The organism is Pelosinus sp. sgz500959 (assembly GCF_042610375.1).
Taxonomy (GTDB): domain Bacteria; phylum Bacillota; class Negativicutes; order DSM-13327; family DSM-13327; genus CTSoil-075.
Map to the genome: position 1 here is coordinate 214851 of NZ_JBGJZL010000008.1, position 17631 is coordinate 232481.

At 36.4% G+C, this 17631-nt stretch carries 16 protein-coding genes; all 16 read right to left on the bottom strand.

Annotation, left to right across the window (positions count from 1 at the left end; genetic code table 11):
* Position 1 precedes the first annotated feature (1 nt).
* Positions 2-1267 carry a histidine--tRNA ligase gene (gene hisS / locus ACAN52_RS14410; RefSeq protein ID WP_378955608.1) on the bottom strand — a complete coding sequence of 422 codons (1266 nt, stop codon included), beginning with the start codon at positions 1265-1267 and terminating at the stop codon, positions 2-4.
* 182 nt (positions 1268-1449) lie between these two features.
* Positions 1450-1899: a Fur family transcriptional regulator gene (locus ACAN52_RS14415; protein WP_378955609.1), complete on the bottom strand. Its 450-nt coding sequence runs from the start codon at positions 1897-1899 to the stop codon at positions 1450-1452.
* Between the two features lie 9 nt (positions 1900-1908).
* Positions 1909-2955, bottom strand: a complete 1047-nt coding sequence (locus ACAN52_RS14420) for an AI-2E family transporter (RefSeq protein ID WP_378955611.1) — start codon at positions 2953-2955, stop codon at positions 1909-1911.
* Positions 2956-2975: 20 nt separating this feature from the next.
* Positions 2976-3596: an MBL fold metallo-hydrolase gene (locus tag ACAN52_RS14425; protein WP_378955612.1), complete on the bottom strand. Its 621-nt coding sequence runs from the start codon at positions 3594-3596 to the stop codon at positions 2976-2978.
* A 14-nt stretch (positions 3597-3610) separates the two neighbouring features.
* Positions 3611-4060 (bottom strand): D-aminoacyl-tRNA deacylase, encoded by a 450-nt coding sequence (gene dtd / locus ACAN52_RS14430; RefSeq protein ID WP_378955613.1) that lies wholly within the window; start codon positions 4058-4060, stop codon positions 3611-3613.
* On the bottom strand, positions 4057-6258 hold the full coding sequence (locus ACAN52_RS14435) for a RelA/SpoT family protein (RefSeq protein ID WP_378955614.1): 2202 nt from the start codon (positions 6256-6258) through the stop codon (positions 4057-4059). Before ACAN52_RS14435 ends, dtd begins: the two co-directional genes overlap by 4 nt.
* Positions 6259-6363: 105 nt before the next feature.
* Positions 6364-6876 (bottom strand): adenine phosphoribosyltransferase, encoded by a 513-nt coding sequence (locus tag ACAN52_RS14440; RefSeq protein WP_378955615.1) that lies wholly within the window; start codon positions 6874-6876, stop codon positions 6364-6366.
* A gap of 34 nt (positions 6877-6910) precedes the next feature.
* Positions 6911-9511 carry a single-stranded-DNA-specific exonuclease RecJ gene (recJ, locus tag ACAN52_RS14445; RefSeq protein WP_378955616.1) on the bottom strand — a complete coding sequence of 867 codons (2601 nt, stop codon included), beginning with the start codon at positions 9509-9511 and terminating at the stop codon, positions 6911-6913.
* Between the two features lie 185 nt (positions 9512-9696).
* Positions 9697-11415 (bottom strand): VWA domain-containing protein, encoded by a 1719-nt coding sequence (locus ACAN52_RS14450; RefSeq protein ID WP_378955617.1) that lies wholly within the window; start codon positions 11413-11415, stop codon positions 9697-9699.
* The gene (locus tag ACAN52_RS14455; protein ID WP_378955618.1) at positions 11402-12700 is read right to left on the bottom strand and encodes an ATP-binding protein; all 1299 of its coding nucleotides are present in this window, start codon (positions 12698-12700) and stop codon (positions 11402-11404) included. Before ACAN52_RS14455 ends, ACAN52_RS14450 begins: the two co-directional genes overlap by 14 nt.
* An 84-nt stretch (positions 12701-12784) precedes the next feature.
* Entirely contained in the window at positions 12785-13261 is a 477-nt protein-coding gene (locus tag ACAN52_RS14460) for a DUF456 family protein (RefSeq protein ID WP_378955619.1), read from the bottom strand.
* Between the two features lie 52 nt (positions 13262-13313).
* Complete coding sequence (locus ACAN52_RS14465; protein ID WP_378955620.1) at positions 13314-14318, bottom strand: hypothetical protein; 1005 nt, start codon at positions 14316-14318, stop codon at positions 13314-13316.
* A gap of 139 nt (positions 14319-14457) precedes the next feature.
* Positions 14458-15366, bottom strand: coding sequence for a protein translocase subunit SecF (gene secF / locus ACAN52_RS14470; protein WP_378955621.1), 909 nt, complete (start codon positions 15364-15366; stop codon positions 14458-14460).
* Positions 15367-15380: 14 nt separating this feature from the next.
* The gene (gene secD, locus ACAN52_RS14475; protein WP_378955622.1) at positions 15381-16586 is read right to left on the bottom strand and encodes a protein translocase subunit SecD; all 1206 of its coding nucleotides are present in this window, start codon (positions 16584-16586) and stop codon (positions 15381-15383) included.
* A gap of 36 nt (positions 16587-16622) precedes the next feature.
* On the bottom strand, positions 16623-17288 hold the full coding sequence (locus ACAN52_RS14480) for an HD domain-containing protein (protein WP_378955624.1): 666 nt from the start codon (positions 17286-17288) through the stop codon (positions 16623-16625).
* A complete protein-coding gene (locus tag ACAN52_RS14485) occupies positions 17269-17625 on the bottom strand; it encodes a hypothetical protein (RefSeq protein WP_378955625.1) in 357 nt (118 codons plus the stop codon). The genes ACAN52_RS14480 and ACAN52_RS14485 overlap by 20 nt, the downstream gene beginning before the upstream one ends.
* Positions 17626-17631 lie beyond the last annotated feature (6 nt).

The following is a 17631-nucleotide window of genomic DNA, read 5'->3' on the forward strand; positions in this document are numbered from 1 at the left end:
ATTAATCCTCCATCTCTACTTGTATCTTATTTTGTACTGCATGAATATCAACTAATTCTTGTACACCTGACTGCATATTTTTTAACATGACTTTTCCTTGGGCAGCTTCATCATCACCAATAATCGCCACAAAGCGAGCTGGATATTTGTTGGCTTGTTTCATCTGACCTTTAATATTGCGATCCATAAAATCCATATCGGCAGTTACACCATTTTTACGCAGATCACATAATAACTTAAAGGCTATGCCTTGTACTTCTTTGCCGATTGGTGCTACAAACACATCAATTTCATTCGATGCGTCTGGCAATAATCCTTGCTTTTCTAAAGCTAGCAAGATTCGTTCAATACCAATGGCAAAACCAATACTTGGTGTCGCTTGTCCGCCACATTCAGCAACCAAACCATCATAGCGACCACCACCACACACAGCACTTTGCGAACCAAGTGGCGCGTACTGAATTTCAAAAGCAGTTTTAGTATAATAGTCAAGACCGCGAACAAGCCGTGGATTCAGTACGTAATGAATACCAGCGGCACTCAATAAGGATTTTAGTTGTTCAAAATGAGTACTGCAATCATCACATAAACAATCCACGATGTGTGGAGCACCCGCTGATTCTTCCGTACATTTTGTTTTTTTGCAGTCAAGAATCCTCATGGGATTACGGTCAAAACGCGACTGACAATCAGTACATAAGTCCGTTGTCTTCTCGCGTAAATAATCCTGTAATTTTTCTCGATACACAGGTCGGCACTCTGGACACCCTACGGAATTAACATATAAATTTAAATCAGTTAAACCTAAGCGTTCGAGGAGTTGTACTGCAAGAATAATGACTTCAGCATCAATAGCTGGTCCCTTGGAACCTAATGCTTCAACCCCAAATTGATGAAATTGACGGTATCGACCCGCTTGTGGCCGATCATACCGAAACATAGGTCCAATATAAAACATTTTTGATAATAAAGATTCAGCATATAATTTGTGTTCAAGAAAAGCACGTACAACAGCAGCCGTATTTTCAGGTCTAAGAGTTAAACTCCGCTCTCCCCGATCCGTAAAAGTATACATTTCTTTTGAAACAATATCAGTTGTTTCACCGATACCACGTAAAAATAATTCAGTATGTTCAAAAATTGGCGTACGAATTTCTTTGTATCCATATAAGCTACAAATATCCCGCACTGTTTTCTCAATATATTGCCAATTCCCACTGACATCAGGCAAGATATCTTTAGTCCCGCGTGGACCTGTTATTAACATAAACTTCCCCCTTATGATCGGTAAAGACTCTAATCTCTCGCAAAATCTTTACTTTTATTGGTATTCAGACAAGAATATCCATATTTATCAATATGATACCATGCTTTTTGTTTTTCTGGAAGACATCCATTATATACTAAACACTATGTATTCGTCCAATATCATCCTTTTTTGCTGTATCCTTACTCTTCACGATTTCCTTTACACTCTTGACAATATCCATAAAATTTAACTTGATGATCAACAATCATAAAATTACTTTTTCGTGAAATTGTTGTTTCTAAGGTTTCTAGCAAATCATCTTCAAATTCTTTTACTTTACCACAAGCTAAACAAATCAAATGATGATGATGATGAGGAGTACTCTTCTCATTCAGTTCATAGCGACTACGACCATCACCAAAATCCATTTTTTGCAAAACTTCAAGTTCACTAAATAATTCAAGTGTCCGATATACAGTCGCAAGACCAATCTCTGATGAACGTTGGCGAACGATCACATGTACATCTTCAGCACTTAAATGTTTGTCACTATGCTCAATAAACGTTTGTAAAACAATCTGACGTTGGGGAGTTAGCTTGTATTGTTTTTCTAGAAATTTTTGTCTAATATCCTCCATATCAATTGCCATGATTTCCACCTATCTTTCTGTTATATTCCATAATTGTTTAATTAATATTCGTAGCAATGCTGCAATCGGAACAGCCATCATCATTCCAATAATACCGAACAACTGGGCACCAATCAGTAAGCTAATAATCACAACCACAGGATGTACTGCAATTGTATGCCCCATTATATTAGGCACTACAATATGATTTTCAAATTGATGAACAATAATATAAAATAGAATGACTTTAAATGCCACAGTGGGTGAAATTAAATATGCCAGCATAATGGCCGGTATCGAGCCAACAATAGGACCAATAATGGGAATGGTTTCTGTACACGCTGCCAGTAGGCCTAGTACTAAAGGATAGTCAATCTTCAATGCATACATGCCACTAAATACAATAACACCAATCACAATACTAATCAATACTTGTCCGCGAATATAACCACTAATCACATTCGCCATTTCTTCAATCACTTGCCGTGCTTTATTACGAGAGTTAACTGCAAACATGAGAATGATTTTTTCCTTTAAAATAAGCCAGTCTTTCAAAAAATAATAAGTTAAGACAGGTACAACAACTAGCTGTACAATACTAGATGCAAAACTCAGAATCGTTTGCAATACACGCCGTACAAAATCCGCAGAAAAAGAGGCCGCACTTGCTATTGTCTGTTCAATCAGCGTATTAATATTAAATGGTATTTCTAGCAAGCTTGCACGATGTCCAATATCTGTGCTAAGTTCTTGAATTCGCACGATCATTGCCGGCAAATGAATAATAAATTTATCAAATTCATGCATAAATGGAAGCAATACAAAGGTTCCTATTATAGCAAGTACAACCATCATACATGCAAATGCTAGTAACACAGCAAAACCTCTACCGATTTCAAAACCTGTAGGCCAATAATGTAAACGTGAAAAATAATTTACCAATGGATTTAAAATGAATGCCACAATAATTGAAACAATAATTGGTAAATAAATTGATGTAACATTCACTAAAACATAAGTAATTAATAATAATATAACCACTTTAAGCCAGGAATCATATGATTTAAGCGACATCATACCCCCTATGTATACGAAACTTATTGAAGAAATGGATTAGCGTGACGTTCATCACCAATTGTCGTTGCCCCACCGTGCCCAGGTAAAACGGTTATATGATCAGCAAGTGGTAATAACTTATTTTTAATACTACTAATCAATTGGTTATGAGAACCACCTGGAAAATCACTTCGGCCAACAGATTGTTCGAATAAAGTATCACCACTAAATAACACATCATTGGCTTTTAAGCAGATTCCACCAAGAGTGTGACCTGGTGTATGTATAACTTCAAATTCAATCTCACCGACTGTAAGTCTCTCCCCATCATGTAACAAACGATCTGCAGGTTCACAGACTAGTTGATTCCCAATATAGCTCGATAGGTTACCTTGAGGGCTAATGAGCATATTTGCATCAGCACTATGAATCAATACTAAAGCACTTGTTGCTCTCTTGACATCATCATTTGCAGTAATATGATCTGCATGTCCGTGGGTATTGAAAATATACACAAGCTCAATTTGTTTCGCCTTAAGCTGATCAACAATTTCTTTTCCATTACCACCTGGATCTATTACTGCACCTTTTAATGTTTTTTCACAATATACAATATAACAATTGGCCCCCAGTTGTCCAACTTCCATTCTTATAATCTTCATACCATCATTCACTCCTAAAAAATACGTTTGCTATCAAGTAATATGGTGACGGGTCCATGATTATCGAGAGCGACCACCATTTCTGCTTGAAATTTCCCGCTGGCAACCTTTGCACCAAACGCTTTGCATCGTTCCATAAAATATTCATACAACTGCTCAGCAACCTGTGGAGGTGCTGCCGCAGCAAAACTAGGACGGCGGCCTTTCCGACAATCACCAAATAGGGTAAATTGAGATACCACTAACAAATCACCATTTATATCCAACAGGGATAAGTTCATTTTGCCCTCAGCATCTGAAAAGATACGTAAATTTACAATTTTTTCTGCTAAATAAGAAGCATCTTCCTCCCTATCATCTTGACCAACTCCAAGTAACACAGTTAATCCTTGATCAATCGCAGCAATCTTTTGGCCATCAACAGTCACACTTGAGTGTGCTGTACGTTGAACAACGGCTCTCATGAAGTTCCTCCCAAACTCGGTGCTGCACGGTGTACACTATATACATTTTTAACCCGTCGCATCTTCATCATAATATGTTCTAGTTGATTCAAGTTTGTAATATCAAGGGTTAACGTAATGGCGGCCATATTATCTTTACCGACTTTAGCATTTAGAAAACTAATTTTGATCTTACTTTCTGATAAGACCATCATGACATCAGTAATCAATTCTGGACGGTCTGCCCCAGTCACTTCAACAGTCACTTGATATAAATTTCCTATTGCTAGATCCCAGTAGACTTCAATCATACGCTCATATTCTCCCTGGCTAACTAATACATTTGTACAATCAGCACGATGAACAGAGACTCCACGGCCTCGCGTAATATAACCGATAATCGCATCACCAGGTACTGGGTTACAACATTTAGCCAACCTGACCATCACGCCAGCTTCACCTTCCACTAAAATACCTTGGTCAGCTTTGCTTTTGGTCGGATTTGGCTTCAGCTTAGCTAATAATTTTGACACATCAGGTGGAGTCGTACTCCGAATTTCTTTTTTATGCGCCTCAATCAATTTTGTCATAATACCATGAAGAGTTACACCGCCAAAACCAAGAGCGGCCATCAAATCATCTTCATTTTGTATGTTAAATTTTTTGCCAACGTCTGTTAACCGATCACCTTTTGTTAGTTCTTTCCAATCGTAACCAAGTTTTTTACTTTCTTTTTCAAGTGATTCTCGGCCCTTGCTAATATTTTCTTCACGTTTTTCTTTTTTAAACCATTGGCGAATTTTATTACGACTCTCTGACGAACCCACAATATTGAGCCAATCTCGACTAGGACCATTCCCTTGCTTCGTAGTAATGACTTCAACAATATCACCATTTGTTAATTTAGATTCCAATGGTACTATTTTACCATTGATTCTAGCACCAACACAACGATTGCCAATATCAGTATGAATCCGATAAGCAAAGTCAATTGGAATGGAACCAGCTGGCAGGTCAATGACATCCCCTTTGGGCGTGAATACAAATACTTCATCATTAAAAATATCCATTTTTACTGATTCCATAAATTCACCAGGATCACGAGAATCTTGTTCTGTTAATTGACGAAGCCATGTCAATTTTTCATCAAAATCCTTATTCGCCCCCTTTGCGCCTTCTTTGTAACGCCAATGAGCCGCAATACCGTATTCAGATGTACGATGCATATCCATCGTGCGGATTTGAATCTCCAAAGGATGCCCTTCAGTCCCAATCACTGTTGTATGAAGAGACTGATACATATTGGATTTAGGCATGGCAATGAAATCTTTAAAACGCAATGGTAAAGGTTTCCACAGTGTATGTACCACTCCTAATGCCCCATAACAATCTTTAACAGTGTCGACTAAAATGCGTATGGCTGATAAGTCATAAATCTCACTCAGGTCTTTATTTCCCTTTAACATCTTTTTATAAATACTATAGAAATGCTTAGGACGACCTTGTATATCAGCTTTAATGGATACTTCCCCTAACCGCTCTGACAAAATCCGTACTGCTTCCGTAATAATTTGTTCCCGTTCACGACGTTTTTGTTTGACTTTTTCAACTAACTCATAATATTTTTCCGGTTCCAAATAGCGAAATGCTAAATCTTCTAATTCCCACTTGATATTGGAAATACCCAATCTATGAGCCAGAGGGGCAAATATTTCTTGTGTCTCTTGTGCAATTCGCCGTTGTTTATGTTCAGGCATGTGTTTAAGAGTTCGCATATTGTGCAAACGATCAGCTAACTTAATTAAAACAACACGAATATCTTTTGCCATTGCTAAAAACATTTTGCGAAAATTTTCTAATTGTTGTTGTTCTTTTGATTTATATTCAATACGACTTAATTTAGTCACACCATCAACTAACATAGCAATTTCTTTGCCAAATAGTTTTTCTAAATCATTGAGAGAGAATGTAGTATCTTCGACCACATCATGTAATAGGGAGGCACTGATTGTCAATGCGTCAATTTGTAAGTTTGCTAGAATTTTTGCCACACCGAGTGGATGACAAATATATTCTTCACCCGAGGCTCGTACTTGGCCTTCATGAGCACTACGGGCAAGTTCATATGCTTGTTGCACTATCGCAATAGGAGCATCATATTGATATGAACGTATTTTATCGATAATCTCTTGGATATTAGTCTGAGTTTCATTACCCATATGTACACCTCACTACACTATCGTCTGCAATAACTATTTTTAATATGATATCGACTGAATGCCAAATGATAAGTAGAACTTATTAAAAATAATGATGTATTCTACTTAATATTTTAGTAATGATATAATCGAATGATTTCCTATTTTTTTGCGTCCTTCAAGATATGATAATTCAATTAAGAAAGCAAGACCAACAACGACTCCCCCCAAAGCTTCGACCATATCAACTGTGGCTTTAATTGTACCACCAGTGGCCAATAAGTCATCAACAATGAGAACTCTTTGTCCAGGAATAATGGCATCCTTATGTATCTGCAAAGAATCTGTTCCATATTCTAGTTTGTATTCATGTGTGAGGGTTTCAGCGGGTAATTTACCTGGTTTCCGCACCGGTACAAAACCTGCTCGTAACGTATAAGCAACAGGTACGCCAACAATAAACCCTCTTGCTTCTGGACCAACAACCAAATCAATTTTTTTATCTCTAAAAGGCTCTGCCAATACATCAACAGCTTGATGAAAAGCATCCCCATCTTTTAGTAATGTAGTAATATCTTTAAAACGAATACCCGGTGTCGGGAAATCAAGCACCACTCTAATTTTCTCTTTAAAATCCATAAAATAAACCTCCTTCATTATTAAAAAACTATAATTAATTGATCTGAGCTACCAATTCATTGGATGATATATCCATTATTTCTTCAACAAATTTTATAAATTCAGCCTTGTTGAGCAAACCTTGCCGAAAAGTTACTGACTGCTCAATATCAAGCTTTTCCTCTGGTTGCGGTAATAAATGTATATTCCTTGTATGCCCTTTTATTGCACATTGTAACAACTTTAGCTCAATTAAGATTTGAATCGCAACCCTCACAGAATATGGGCTTACAACAACTTGATATTTTTCTCGAATTAAAGCAGAAATCTGCTCGTCAGTGATAGAGTCATGATGCTTTTTGAGGACCAGATACACCTGACCTACTACAATGCGTTCTGGTCGAATTTCTGCTAATAATAACTGATTCCGATCACGTTCATGACCATCAAACAATAAATGAACGGAGCTAGGTTTTCCATCACGCCCAGCTAATTGGCACTGTTGAATGAAGCTCTGCATATTGAAAGGCAAACTGTATAATATAATATGTCGAATGTCTTTTATATCACATTTTTCATTAAATAGATTTGTTGAAATGACTACATTCAGACGATCTTCTTTAAACCACTCTTCAATCTTTTTTTGCCATGTAGCGTGTAATCCAGAGTGATAAATACCGATTTGCTCTTTATACATTGGCAAGGAACTTCGTATTTTATTTGCTAATTCATACACTTCTTGCGGTGTATGAAGAATAATCATTGTTTTTTCCTGTTGTGTGATGATTTTTAGTATATATCCTAATTTATCACTTATGCCACGAACATCCTGTAGCTTAACGTTATGATTAGAAGAGCTCCAACCTTTACCATCTGCAAAACAATCTTCATAAGAATTTTGTAGCTGATGATGACCATGATGTAAGACATACAATTGATCTAATTCTGTCATCTCAAATTCTCGTACATCATGAGCACGTAATTGAATCGTAGATCGTCCTTGCCACTCATTAACTTCAGGGAAAAAAGCAATATCAATTTTACTTTTATTCTGCAGACTCTCAGCCAATTCACCTAATCGCCAAGCAACAACATCATGAATACAATTTTCTTGAGCGACTTTTAGTTTTAAGTGCTGCGCTTCTTGGCCCAAAGTGCGTATATCTTTTAAATCTAAATTTTTACAAGCAAAAATAGGACTTGGATTACCCATACCATAAGGCTTAAGACACTCTAACTGTTTTAAAAAATCTGTATTCATTTCCGGCAAAGATACAACAGAATCGACTGTCAATATAGGTATATAATCTTCTGCAGTAAGGGAATTCGTCGCAATGGTTGTCAACCTTGTACGTAGTTCATCAATATGTTCAGGCAAAATACTCAAGCCAGCCGCTTGACGATGTCCACCAAATTGTACCAATAGATCTGAACATTGGTGCAGGGCATCATAGATATCGAAGGCAGGAATACTACGACAGGAAGCTTTACCCACACCATCTTTTATGCTAATCATAATCACAGGACGATAATACTTATCGACCAACCTAGAAGCCACAATCCCAATAACTCCTGAATGCCAATTCTCGCCAACTAATACTAAAACCTTCGCATCCCTAACATCGATTTCGGAAACCAATTGTTCCGCAGCCTCTTGAATCTTTTTTTCCACAGCCTGCCGCTGGGTATTTTCATCATTTAAGTAGACTGCCAATTCTTGAGCCCTTTCTCGATCTTGGGTAATCAATAATTCAACCCCATGATTTGCACTACTCATACGGCCAACGGCATTAAGACGTGGTGCAATACCAAAACCAATCTTACCTGTATCAATTTGTTTTTTATCAATAGCACAAACTTCCATTAATGCCTGCAAACCAATATTACTCGTATTGGCAATTGCATCTAGACCTAATTTCACCAAAATACGATTTTCCCCAGTCAGTGAAACAATATCTGCAACTGTCCCTATGGCAACAATATCCATATAATTTAAAAATACATGATCGCGTCCATGATACTTTTGCCATAATGCCTGGCATAACTTGAAAGCAACACCAACTCCTGCTAAATTTTTATCAGGATAGTGACACTCTTTTTGTTTAGGATTGATAATTCCATAGGCATCTGGCAGTTGTTCTGGAGGTTGATGATGATCTGTAATAATGATATCAAGTTGGTTTTTTATATTTTCAATTTCTAAAACAGCACTAATACCACAATCTACAGTAATCAAAAGTTCAGTGCCTGTATCAGCAAGAAATTTTAGTGCATCACCGTTAAGCCCGTAACCTTCAGTTTGCCGATCTGGAATATAATAATCAGCAATTCCACCTAAATCAGTCAACACCTTAACTAATAAAGCACTTGATGTCATACCATCAACATCATAATCTCCATATACGATAATCTGTTCTTTCTGATCAATCGCCTTAGATATGCGAGCAACAGCTTTCTCCATATCCTTTAATAAGTAAGGATCTCCCAATTTTTCAGATCCACCAAATAAGAAATCATTAGCAATGTCTTTATCAGTAATACCACGATTAATGAGCACCTGGCTAATAATCTTAGAAATTCCTAAACCATCGCTCATTTCTTTTTTTAATGTATCATTCGATGGTATCACTCGCCACACCTTGCGTATTTTTGGCATATTGCCTCCATTTTTTTAAAATAATATGTATAACAGTAAAAATTATTCAAAATAATGTGTGTACAGATTATTTTACATTATTTTTTGGCTTAATTGTATACTATTCTCGAATAGATGGTATAAATCCTCTTAAAAATCGACAAAAATAAAGGGTTGTGTTAATTTAGCGATTTTTTCGCATTTTTTTAACACATACCCTCTTTTTCAAGATCTTCAACTACATAGATCGTACCACCAGCAACTCTTGCTAACTGTTTTAAATAGTCCAAATGAGGCTTAAGTCCAATACAAGTAAAACTATAATTCTTAAATTTGATGGATCTTGCAACCTGTAAAGCGTCATAGATTGGGTCAATTGTTAACATTCCCAGCGTAGGTACACCATCAGTAATTAATATAATTAATGGATTATATACTCTATTTTTTTGAAAATAGTGTATACATGCTGTTAGTCCTAAAGCTAAAGGTGTCTCACCCGACGCTTTAATATTTTCAAGCCCTTGTTCTAATTGCCTAATATCTCGCGTAAAAGGAACTTGTACCCAGGATTTATTTCCTTGAAAGGCAATGATACTCATACGATCAGCCGTTGAAAAAAATAAAAATTTAGCTAATAATTTAGCAGCACGAATACGCTGTCCTTTCATGCTAGAGCTTGCATCAACCAGCACACAAAATTCAATTCTTACTTGTTTTTTATTGATTGTGTATCGTAAATCCTTATAATCGATTTTAAATAATGTAGTTTCTTCTTCAATCATCCTACGAGCAACAGCCTGTATAGTCTGTGAAATTTCTATTTCTTTAGACTCATTACTATCTTTCATCTGATTTGCAATACTTTGATGATTAGGACAATGGTTTCTATTTTGCACTATTTTACTTTGTCCTGATTTTAAAAACTTTTTTTTCACCCTGCGCATTACCCTACGCAAATGAATTTCAATGTCAGGTAAATAGTCTTCCCATTCACTTTTAATTTGCTTACTTAATTGTCTTATATTTCTATTTTCTTCCTGTAAATTAATGATTCCATCCTTACTTACAGAAAGAGCAGGATGCAGGCTATTAATGCCACTCCTCCCTTCATGAAGATCTTCCGAATCATCCTTCCTTCGTAAAAATTCTTTTACCTCTTGACTTGTCTCTAAGGTGTCCATAAAATTGTTTGTTTCTTGATTTTTTTGATAAGGATCGAATTCACTTGTACTATTGTTTTCTTGCAACAAAGAATCTGATTTCTCAGCATAGGCTGATAAGTCGATCTTTCCCTTATCACTACTTTTGATATTTTCGATTTTTTCATTACATCTTAGCTCTAAAGCGCAAGATAAAATAGCGTTTTCAATTGCCATAATTACATACACAAGACAAGCCAAATGTTGTTTTAATAATGCTGTAGTGAGATGAACATGATTTGTATGAATCTTACGTAGCGACAATTTTTGTCCATAAGTTAAATTTCCAGTAACACGTCCACCACCTGTACCTGTTTGAATATCAAAAAAGTTAATATCAACCAGACCATTTGTAGAATCCATATGATGTAGAGCAGCATAGTGGATATTATAGTCATCTACAGCTTTACATACTTGACGCGCAACGATATGATGCTCAACTAAACCACATTCATGAAATACATCTAGATGATAAATCCTTCCTGGTTCCTTTCGATGATAGAAAATTTGTCCTGCATCCATATCTTGCATAACATTGACTTCTTGGGGTTTGCTTGGATGAGAAATATGCATTTTTTGGCTACATACCGTACTTTGTCCAATACGAACTCCCATATTTTGATCAATAAGCTTTGATAATTCTCTAGTCACAGTCGTCAGCTTATTTAAAAAATCATCTTCATAGAATGAACCTTGATTCTCATCCATTTGATTACTGTTCTCCATGTTTGATAAACTCTTCAACAGGTAATTCTCTCATCGCTAAAGCCTTGTGCGGTGGTGCTATAAAATCAGTTTTAGCAGGATCCATCATTTTCAAATTTCCTGCCGGCATTCCATCATTTTTTGAGCCAACCATCTGCGATTTGATTGGACTTTTATATTTATTCAAAAAATTCATCTTCTGATACAAGTTATTCAAGATATTTTTCCACCAAATTATTTTTTCAATTTTATTTGAGGATAGCAACTCTTGTACAGGTAGATTTATGTGGGATTTGACTTTTCCACATTCTAAATAATTTAAAATTTGTTCAATGCTTTCCTTATCGACACGATGATTCAACGCAAAGGGAACAATATTAATAAGATCCGTGATTTCCACTCTTTGTCGACCTGCCATCAAACAAGATAGACTAGCTGATAATTCCATTGTCTCAATGGAGCGTAAACTTTCCAAATTGAAATCTACATAGATTTTAGCGATCATATTTCGAATATGATCTTCAATCATAATCGCACCTAAGTCGCCCACTCTATTTTTCTCTCTATAATCCAAGTCTATCTCTATTTGTTGAGTACGTTGTGCTAAAATATTAAATACTGCAGTATACTCTTTTGGGCGTTCCATACAAATACTAAAATCAAACCGATCTGCTAGTTGCTTTCGAATCAAATTGAGTGGACCTGGCTCTTCATCAGGGTTCGACGCAGCCCATATAGCTACTGAAACTGGCAATTCTACTGTTGGTAAACCAGTTTCCTCAATTTGAACATGACCAGGTTTAGTCCCCATCACATCAAGAAGCACATCTGCTACTTCAGGAGAAACATCTGCTAATCGATTAATCTCATCAATAAAAATGACGCCGCGATGAGCTTGGGGAATAGTACCAGGTAAAATCGCTGCCATCCCTCGGTCATGAGACGTTAACTTACCTAAATCAATGCTACCAATCACCGTTCCAATCTTTGCAGCATGGGAAATTTCCAAAAATGGACATGGTACAACTTCAGTACCAATACTTCCTATTTTTTCGGAAGATAAATGACGATGTTCTGGGCAATGAGGCTTTTCAGGATGACAATTATAAATACAATTTTTAATTCTAAGAATTGGCGGGAGCATTTCTTTAACAGATCTCATAATTGTTGTTTTACCAGTACCACGGACCCCTTCAGCATGAATATGTAAGGGTATATCATTCGACAAAGCCGTTATGGACATTTCGATTGCCCTAAATAAATCACTATTTCCCTTATACTTTACCAATTGATCATAATTTTTCATAGAAATTAAAGCCACCTCTGTTTTTCTTTATTGTATCCATGTCATTTATTTACATACAAATACTTTAATAAAGATGGACGTTTTTTAAAGTGTATACATCATATATTTCACAATGATTATAATCATAAGTAAACCACAAATTAAACGTACCCCAGCAGTTAGTATTAATCGTATTAAAATTTTCCCAATCATATCTAAACGTGCTAACAATGTTTTCCCTACTACTATTTCCCATATTGTTGCGCCAACGAATGATCCTAATAAGGCACTTGCAATAATGATACCTGCTAAATTACACACAGAAGTATCAATACTATATCGCCTCGAAACTCGATAAGGTCTCGTTGTGAGAATTCTAAGTCCCCGTGCTCCGACTTCAGATAAAAGTGTCAATAGAAGTAAAACAAATCCTATCCATGACTGGAATATATTTAGATTAATGAAGATTCCATAGCCAGCAGCGACGACTAAAATAATCACAGTCCCGTACAGTCTCGGTGCAAGTGTACAGGCCAATCCAATAAACATGATGAACAACGCACTAAATTTTAATATCAACATATCACGTTCTCACTTAGTTCTGATTAATCAATGAATCCTTTCTAGCTTAGTATTACTGATTTATTCCATATTTATGTAGGAAATAAGCAGTATAAATAATAAATAAGATCATCAAAAATCCTGTGTAGCTCATTAAGGATAAAATCAAAGAAAAGGGTATAAAACTAATTATATAAATGAGAGTTATCACAACAAATAGTGCCGGCCAAAAGGTTAACCCAGTCAAACTACTCATTTGTCGCGCATTTAAAAGCATGGCAGGAGCCATCGTATTCACAAGGGTACAAAATAATACAATATTAAAGAGCACAGCAACTCCACTAATCTTGCTCACTACAACTGTTAATGCCAAAGGCCCCTGAGCGTTAGCTGATAGCACTAAGTAGGCTACACCCAATGTAATGATACTTTCTACAATTTTTGCCAATACAACGATCACAATCGCGCGGCTACCTTTCTGTGATAAATAAGCTGTAGTTTCCATCAGTAATGCGACCCACATACCCCCAACATTATAGCCCGTCAATGCAAGAACAAGTGACCAATTGATATGATTCCAATTCAGAGAAACTTTATACCAGTGTACATCATATAGAAAAAAAATAAGGATAATAAGTGGTAATAATAATAATCCAATATAATTGGATAGTGTTAATAGTTCACGGCTATGAGCAATAGCCAGCAATGAAAATAGAATTAAACAAGCCAAAGCGGCAAGCCAGTATGGCAAGCCGAACAAAAATTGCAGCATTCCACCAGCATAATAACAACCAGTTAAAGAACTTGCGGGAATGCTAACAGATAACAAAGTGAGAGCGACTATTTTCCGCCCTAAAACCCCACATTGTTTTTTCGTAGCAACAACCAAATCTTGCCCAGTCATAACACCAATCCAAGCAATTACTGCTGCAATAATAACTCCAAACACCATCGACCCAAAGATACTCACAATCGATTGATCATCTTCAAAAGATCCAACAATATCAGGTATAACGGCTACATTATTTCCCGAAATATGAATGATCGCCAGACAAAATATTGGTACTATCATCCACATACATTCACCACCTTTATTGCTACTATCCTATTAAGCAATCATCTGTTAAGTGACTAAGGAGAAGAATAAAAGGATCACTACAATAGTCTTTCCAAACTATTGTAGTGATCCTTTTTGTAATAAGAATTATTGTAAGGATTTACTTTGTACCACCGGTTTTTAAAGCAAGTCGTTTGCGTTCTTCATACTCTTTCCATGTCACCCAAATAGGGCTAGCGTTGAAAATCGAAGAATAAGCTCCACTAGTAAATCCAATCAAAAGGGCTAAGGAGAAATTTTTCGTGGTTTCTCCACCAAATATATAAAGGGCAGCCGTTGCAAATATAACTGTTAATACCGTATAGATAGAACGAGTCATTGTTTGCCAAATACTGCGATTAACGAGTTGGTTAAAAGGTTCTGCTTTACTGTGTGTTTTTAAGTTCTCTCGAATACGGTCAAAAATAACGATGGTATCATTAATGGAATAACCAACAATCGTAAGAATCGCTGCAATGAAAGAAGCATCGATTTCCTTCTGTAGTAATGAGAACATACCAACCACGATTAATATATCATGAGCGATAGCAATAATACCAGAAACTGCAAACTTAAACTCAAAACGATAGGTAATATAAGCAATCATAAAAAACCATGATACGATTACTGCAATAATGGCATTTTTAGTTAACTCGGAACCAATGACTGCCCCTACCTTTTCCACACGTAGAGTATCAAAGCTGCCTAAGGATTTTTCCATGCCTGCTAGTACACTACGTCGTTCATCATCAGAAAGTACATGGGTACGAATAAACACATTTTCTGAAGATTCACTTTGTCCACTTGCTGCTAATTGGATCGTGCTATTCTCTAACTTATATTCTTGTAATGCACCACGTACTTCCGTAACGGTAACAGGACGAGCAAATTTTAAATCCATTAATGTGCCGCCTGTAAAATCAATACCTAAATTAAATCCTTGCAAAACCATAGAAATTAAGCCAGGAACAATTACAAGAATCGAGAATAGAAAAAACCACTTCTTTTTACCAATAATATCAAACTTCATTATTCATCCACCCCCTATGCCCCAAAAATTTTGCCATTTTTAAATACATTAGTGTGCATGAGCATTTTTAGCATATACTTTGTAACAGTAATTGCTGTAAACATACTCAATACAATACCTAATCCTAGTGTAATAGCAAAACCTTTTATTGGGCCGGTTCCCAAGAAGAATAAAACTGCAACTGCAAGTAAAGTCGTTAAATTCGAATCAAAGATTGTCGCAAATGCACGGTTAAAACCAGCATCCATAGCTGCCCGTAAGGTTTTACCTGCACGATATTCTTCCTTAAATCGTTCAAAAATTAACACATTGGCATCGACTGCCATCCCCATGGACAGAATAATGCCTGCAATTCCAGGTAAAGTCAACGTAGCATTAAGCATCTTCAATGCAAAAAGTAACATTAGTACATAGAGTATTAAAGTTACATTAGCCACAAAACCTGACAAGCGGTAAAAAGCTAACATAAAAAATAAAATAGCCCCAACACCAATGCCAAAGGCAACTTTACTTTTTTCTTTAGAATCTTGACCAAGAGTTGGTCCTACAGTACGCATTTCTAATACATCGACTTTTACAGGCAATGAACCAGAGCGTAATAAGATAGCTAACTCTTGCGCTTCTTCAATCGTACGGCTGCCAGTAATAATAGCTTTGCCACTTGGAATCGGCTCATTAACAACTGGACTTGTTAGCACTTTTTTATCTAATAAGATGCTAATGTGTTTACCCACATTTTTAGTTGTCAAATCAGCAAAAAGTTTAGTACCTTCAGCAGAAAATTCTAGGGCGACGACGCTATTTTTATTCTGACCGATTTCCGCTTTCGCATCTTTTAAATCTTTACCCGTCATGACGGTTGCGCCACTTTCATTCTGAAACTCTAATAATGCTGTCTTACCAAGCATTTCAATTGCTTTTTCAGGTTCTTTAATACCAGGCAATTCAACAATAATACGTCTGTCACCCTGGCGTTGGATGATTGGTTCCGTTAAACCAATTTCGTTAACACGTTTTTCAATAATTTTTACAACTCGCTGTACAGCATCTTCATCCACCTTAGCTTCAGGTGTATCAACAGCTTCAAGTACTACATGAGTTCCACCCTGCAAATCTAATCCCTGTTTAATTGATGTAGCTAAGGGTGAAATATAATAGCCAAAAACTGCTAATATTATAACCACTGCTAAACAAAATTTAGTTAAATTCCCCCATCTCAAAAACGTCTCCCCCAATCTTATCTTATATAGTAGCTTTTATAATAACTGATTCTCATTAATGATTAACTTAAAGTGGCACTTCAAAAAAGTGGCCGCGCGCCTCGACATAATCATCCTTGCTAAAAATATTTCAAAATACTCCATCACTGGACAAATCGTTGTATCAATTGAGATTTCCAACGCAATAGTAGACAATTGTTTATTAATGACTAAATGGCTACTATTCGCAGCATAATTCACTCGATCATGAATTTCAAATGTTGCAAAATCCTTATTCGTCACTCGACTCCGGTGTACATCTGACTTGTCGGCTAGAATTAATGCTGATGCAACATGATTAATGGCATTGCCGCGTTCCTCTTCATGATTACCAATGGCTGAAATGACCAAGGCAATTTCTTCAGGTGGCATACCAAGCCGCGAAAGGATCGTATAGGCCATAATGGCACCATTACCACCATGATTATAACGATTAATCATATTGCCAATATCATGAATATAACCAGCAATGGCTGCTAGTTCACAATCGCGCTCACCATAATCAAGTTCTTTTAAAACAGTATAGGCTCGCTCAGATATCATTGTCGCATGACGTTTACCATGTTCTGTAAAACCAAGACGACCAAGATATTCTGTACTACGCGTTAAATACACGGAAATCTCATGATCTTTTTTCAAATCCTCAACAGTAATTTTCAGCATGGCAATTCCTCCTGATATACTCTAATACATTTTGGACGATTTCATCTTTAGTCAACTCATCAGTCTGGATATATAAATCAGCATGCTCATACGCGTCACAAAGCCTTTTACGCTGTAAAGTAAGCCGATCTTCACCCCAGGGCACCACACGGCGCTGACGAATTGTTTTCATTTGAACATCCAATACTATTAGTATGTCAGGTTGCTTGTGATTCCATAACTTTTTAATCACCGAATGTTCTTGGGCAACATTATAGGCTTCAATCCCTAAATCTCGTAGAGACTTCACTAAGGTTGTTTTACCCGAAACACAAACACCAGCAACTACCACTCGCATTTTATC

What these genes read in the sequence shown, in the direction of transcription:
- hisS (WP_378955608.1), bottom strand. Translation starts at nt 1,267, where the DNA reads ATGTTAATAACAGGTCCACGCGGGACTAAAGATATCTTGCCTGATGTC.
- ACAN52_RS14415 (WP_378955609.1), bottom strand. Translation starts at nt 1,899, where the DNA reads ATGGCAATTGATATGGAGGATATTAGACAAAAATTTCTAGAAAAACAA.
- ACAN52_RS14420 (WP_378955611.1), bottom strand. Translation starts at nt 2,955, where the DNA reads ATGATGTCGCTTAAATCATATGATTCCTGGCTTAAAGTGGTTATATTA.
- ACAN52_RS14425 (WP_378955612.1), bottom strand. Translation starts at nt 3,596, where the DNA reads ATGAAGATTATAAGAATGGAAGTTGGACAACTGGGGGCCAATTGTTAT.
- dtd (WP_378955613.1), bottom strand. Translation starts at nt 4,060, where the DNA reads ATGAGAGCCGTTGTTCAACGTACAGCACACTCAAGTGTGACTGTTGAT.
- ACAN52_RS14435 (WP_378955614.1), bottom strand. Translation starts at nt 6,258, where the DNA reads ATGGGTAATGAAACTCAGACTAATATCCAAGAGATTATCGATAAAATA.
- ACAN52_RS14440 (WP_378955615.1), bottom strand. Translation starts at nt 6,876, where the DNA reads ATGGATTTTAAAGAGAAAATTAGAGTGGTGCTTGATTTCCCGACACCG.
- recJ (WP_378955616.1), bottom strand. Translation starts at nt 9,511, where the DNA reads ATGCCAAAAATACGCAAGGTGTGGCGAGTGATACCATCGAATGATACA.
- ACAN52_RS14450 (WP_378955617.1), bottom strand. Translation starts at nt 11,415, where the DNA reads ATGGAGAACAGTAATCAAATGGATGAGAATCAAGGTTCATTCTATGAA.
- ACAN52_RS14455 (WP_378955618.1), bottom strand. Translation starts at nt 12,700, where the DNA reads ATGAAAAATTATGATCAATTGGTAAAGTATAAGGGAAATAGTGATTTA.
- ACAN52_RS14460 (WP_378955619.1), bottom strand. Translation starts at nt 13,261, where the DNA reads ATGTTGATATTAAAATTTAGTGCGTTGTTCATCATGTTTATTGGATTG.
- ACAN52_RS14465 (WP_378955620.1), bottom strand. Translation starts at nt 14,318, where the DNA reads ATGTGGATGATAGTACCAATATTTTGTCTGGCGATCATTCATATTTCG.
- secF (WP_378955621.1), bottom strand. Translation starts at nt 15,366, where the DNA reads ATGAAGTTTGATATTATTGGTAAAAAGAAGTGGTTTTTTCTATTCTCG.
- ACAN52_RS14480 (WP_378955624.1), bottom strand. Translation starts at nt 17,288, where the DNA reads ATGCTGAAAATTACTGTTGAGGATTTGAAAAAAGATCATGAGATTTCC.
- ACAN52_RS14485 (WP_378955625.1), bottom strand. Translation starts at nt 17,625, where the DNA reads ATGCGAGTGGTAGTTGCTGGTGTTTGTGTTTCGGGTAAAACAACCTTA.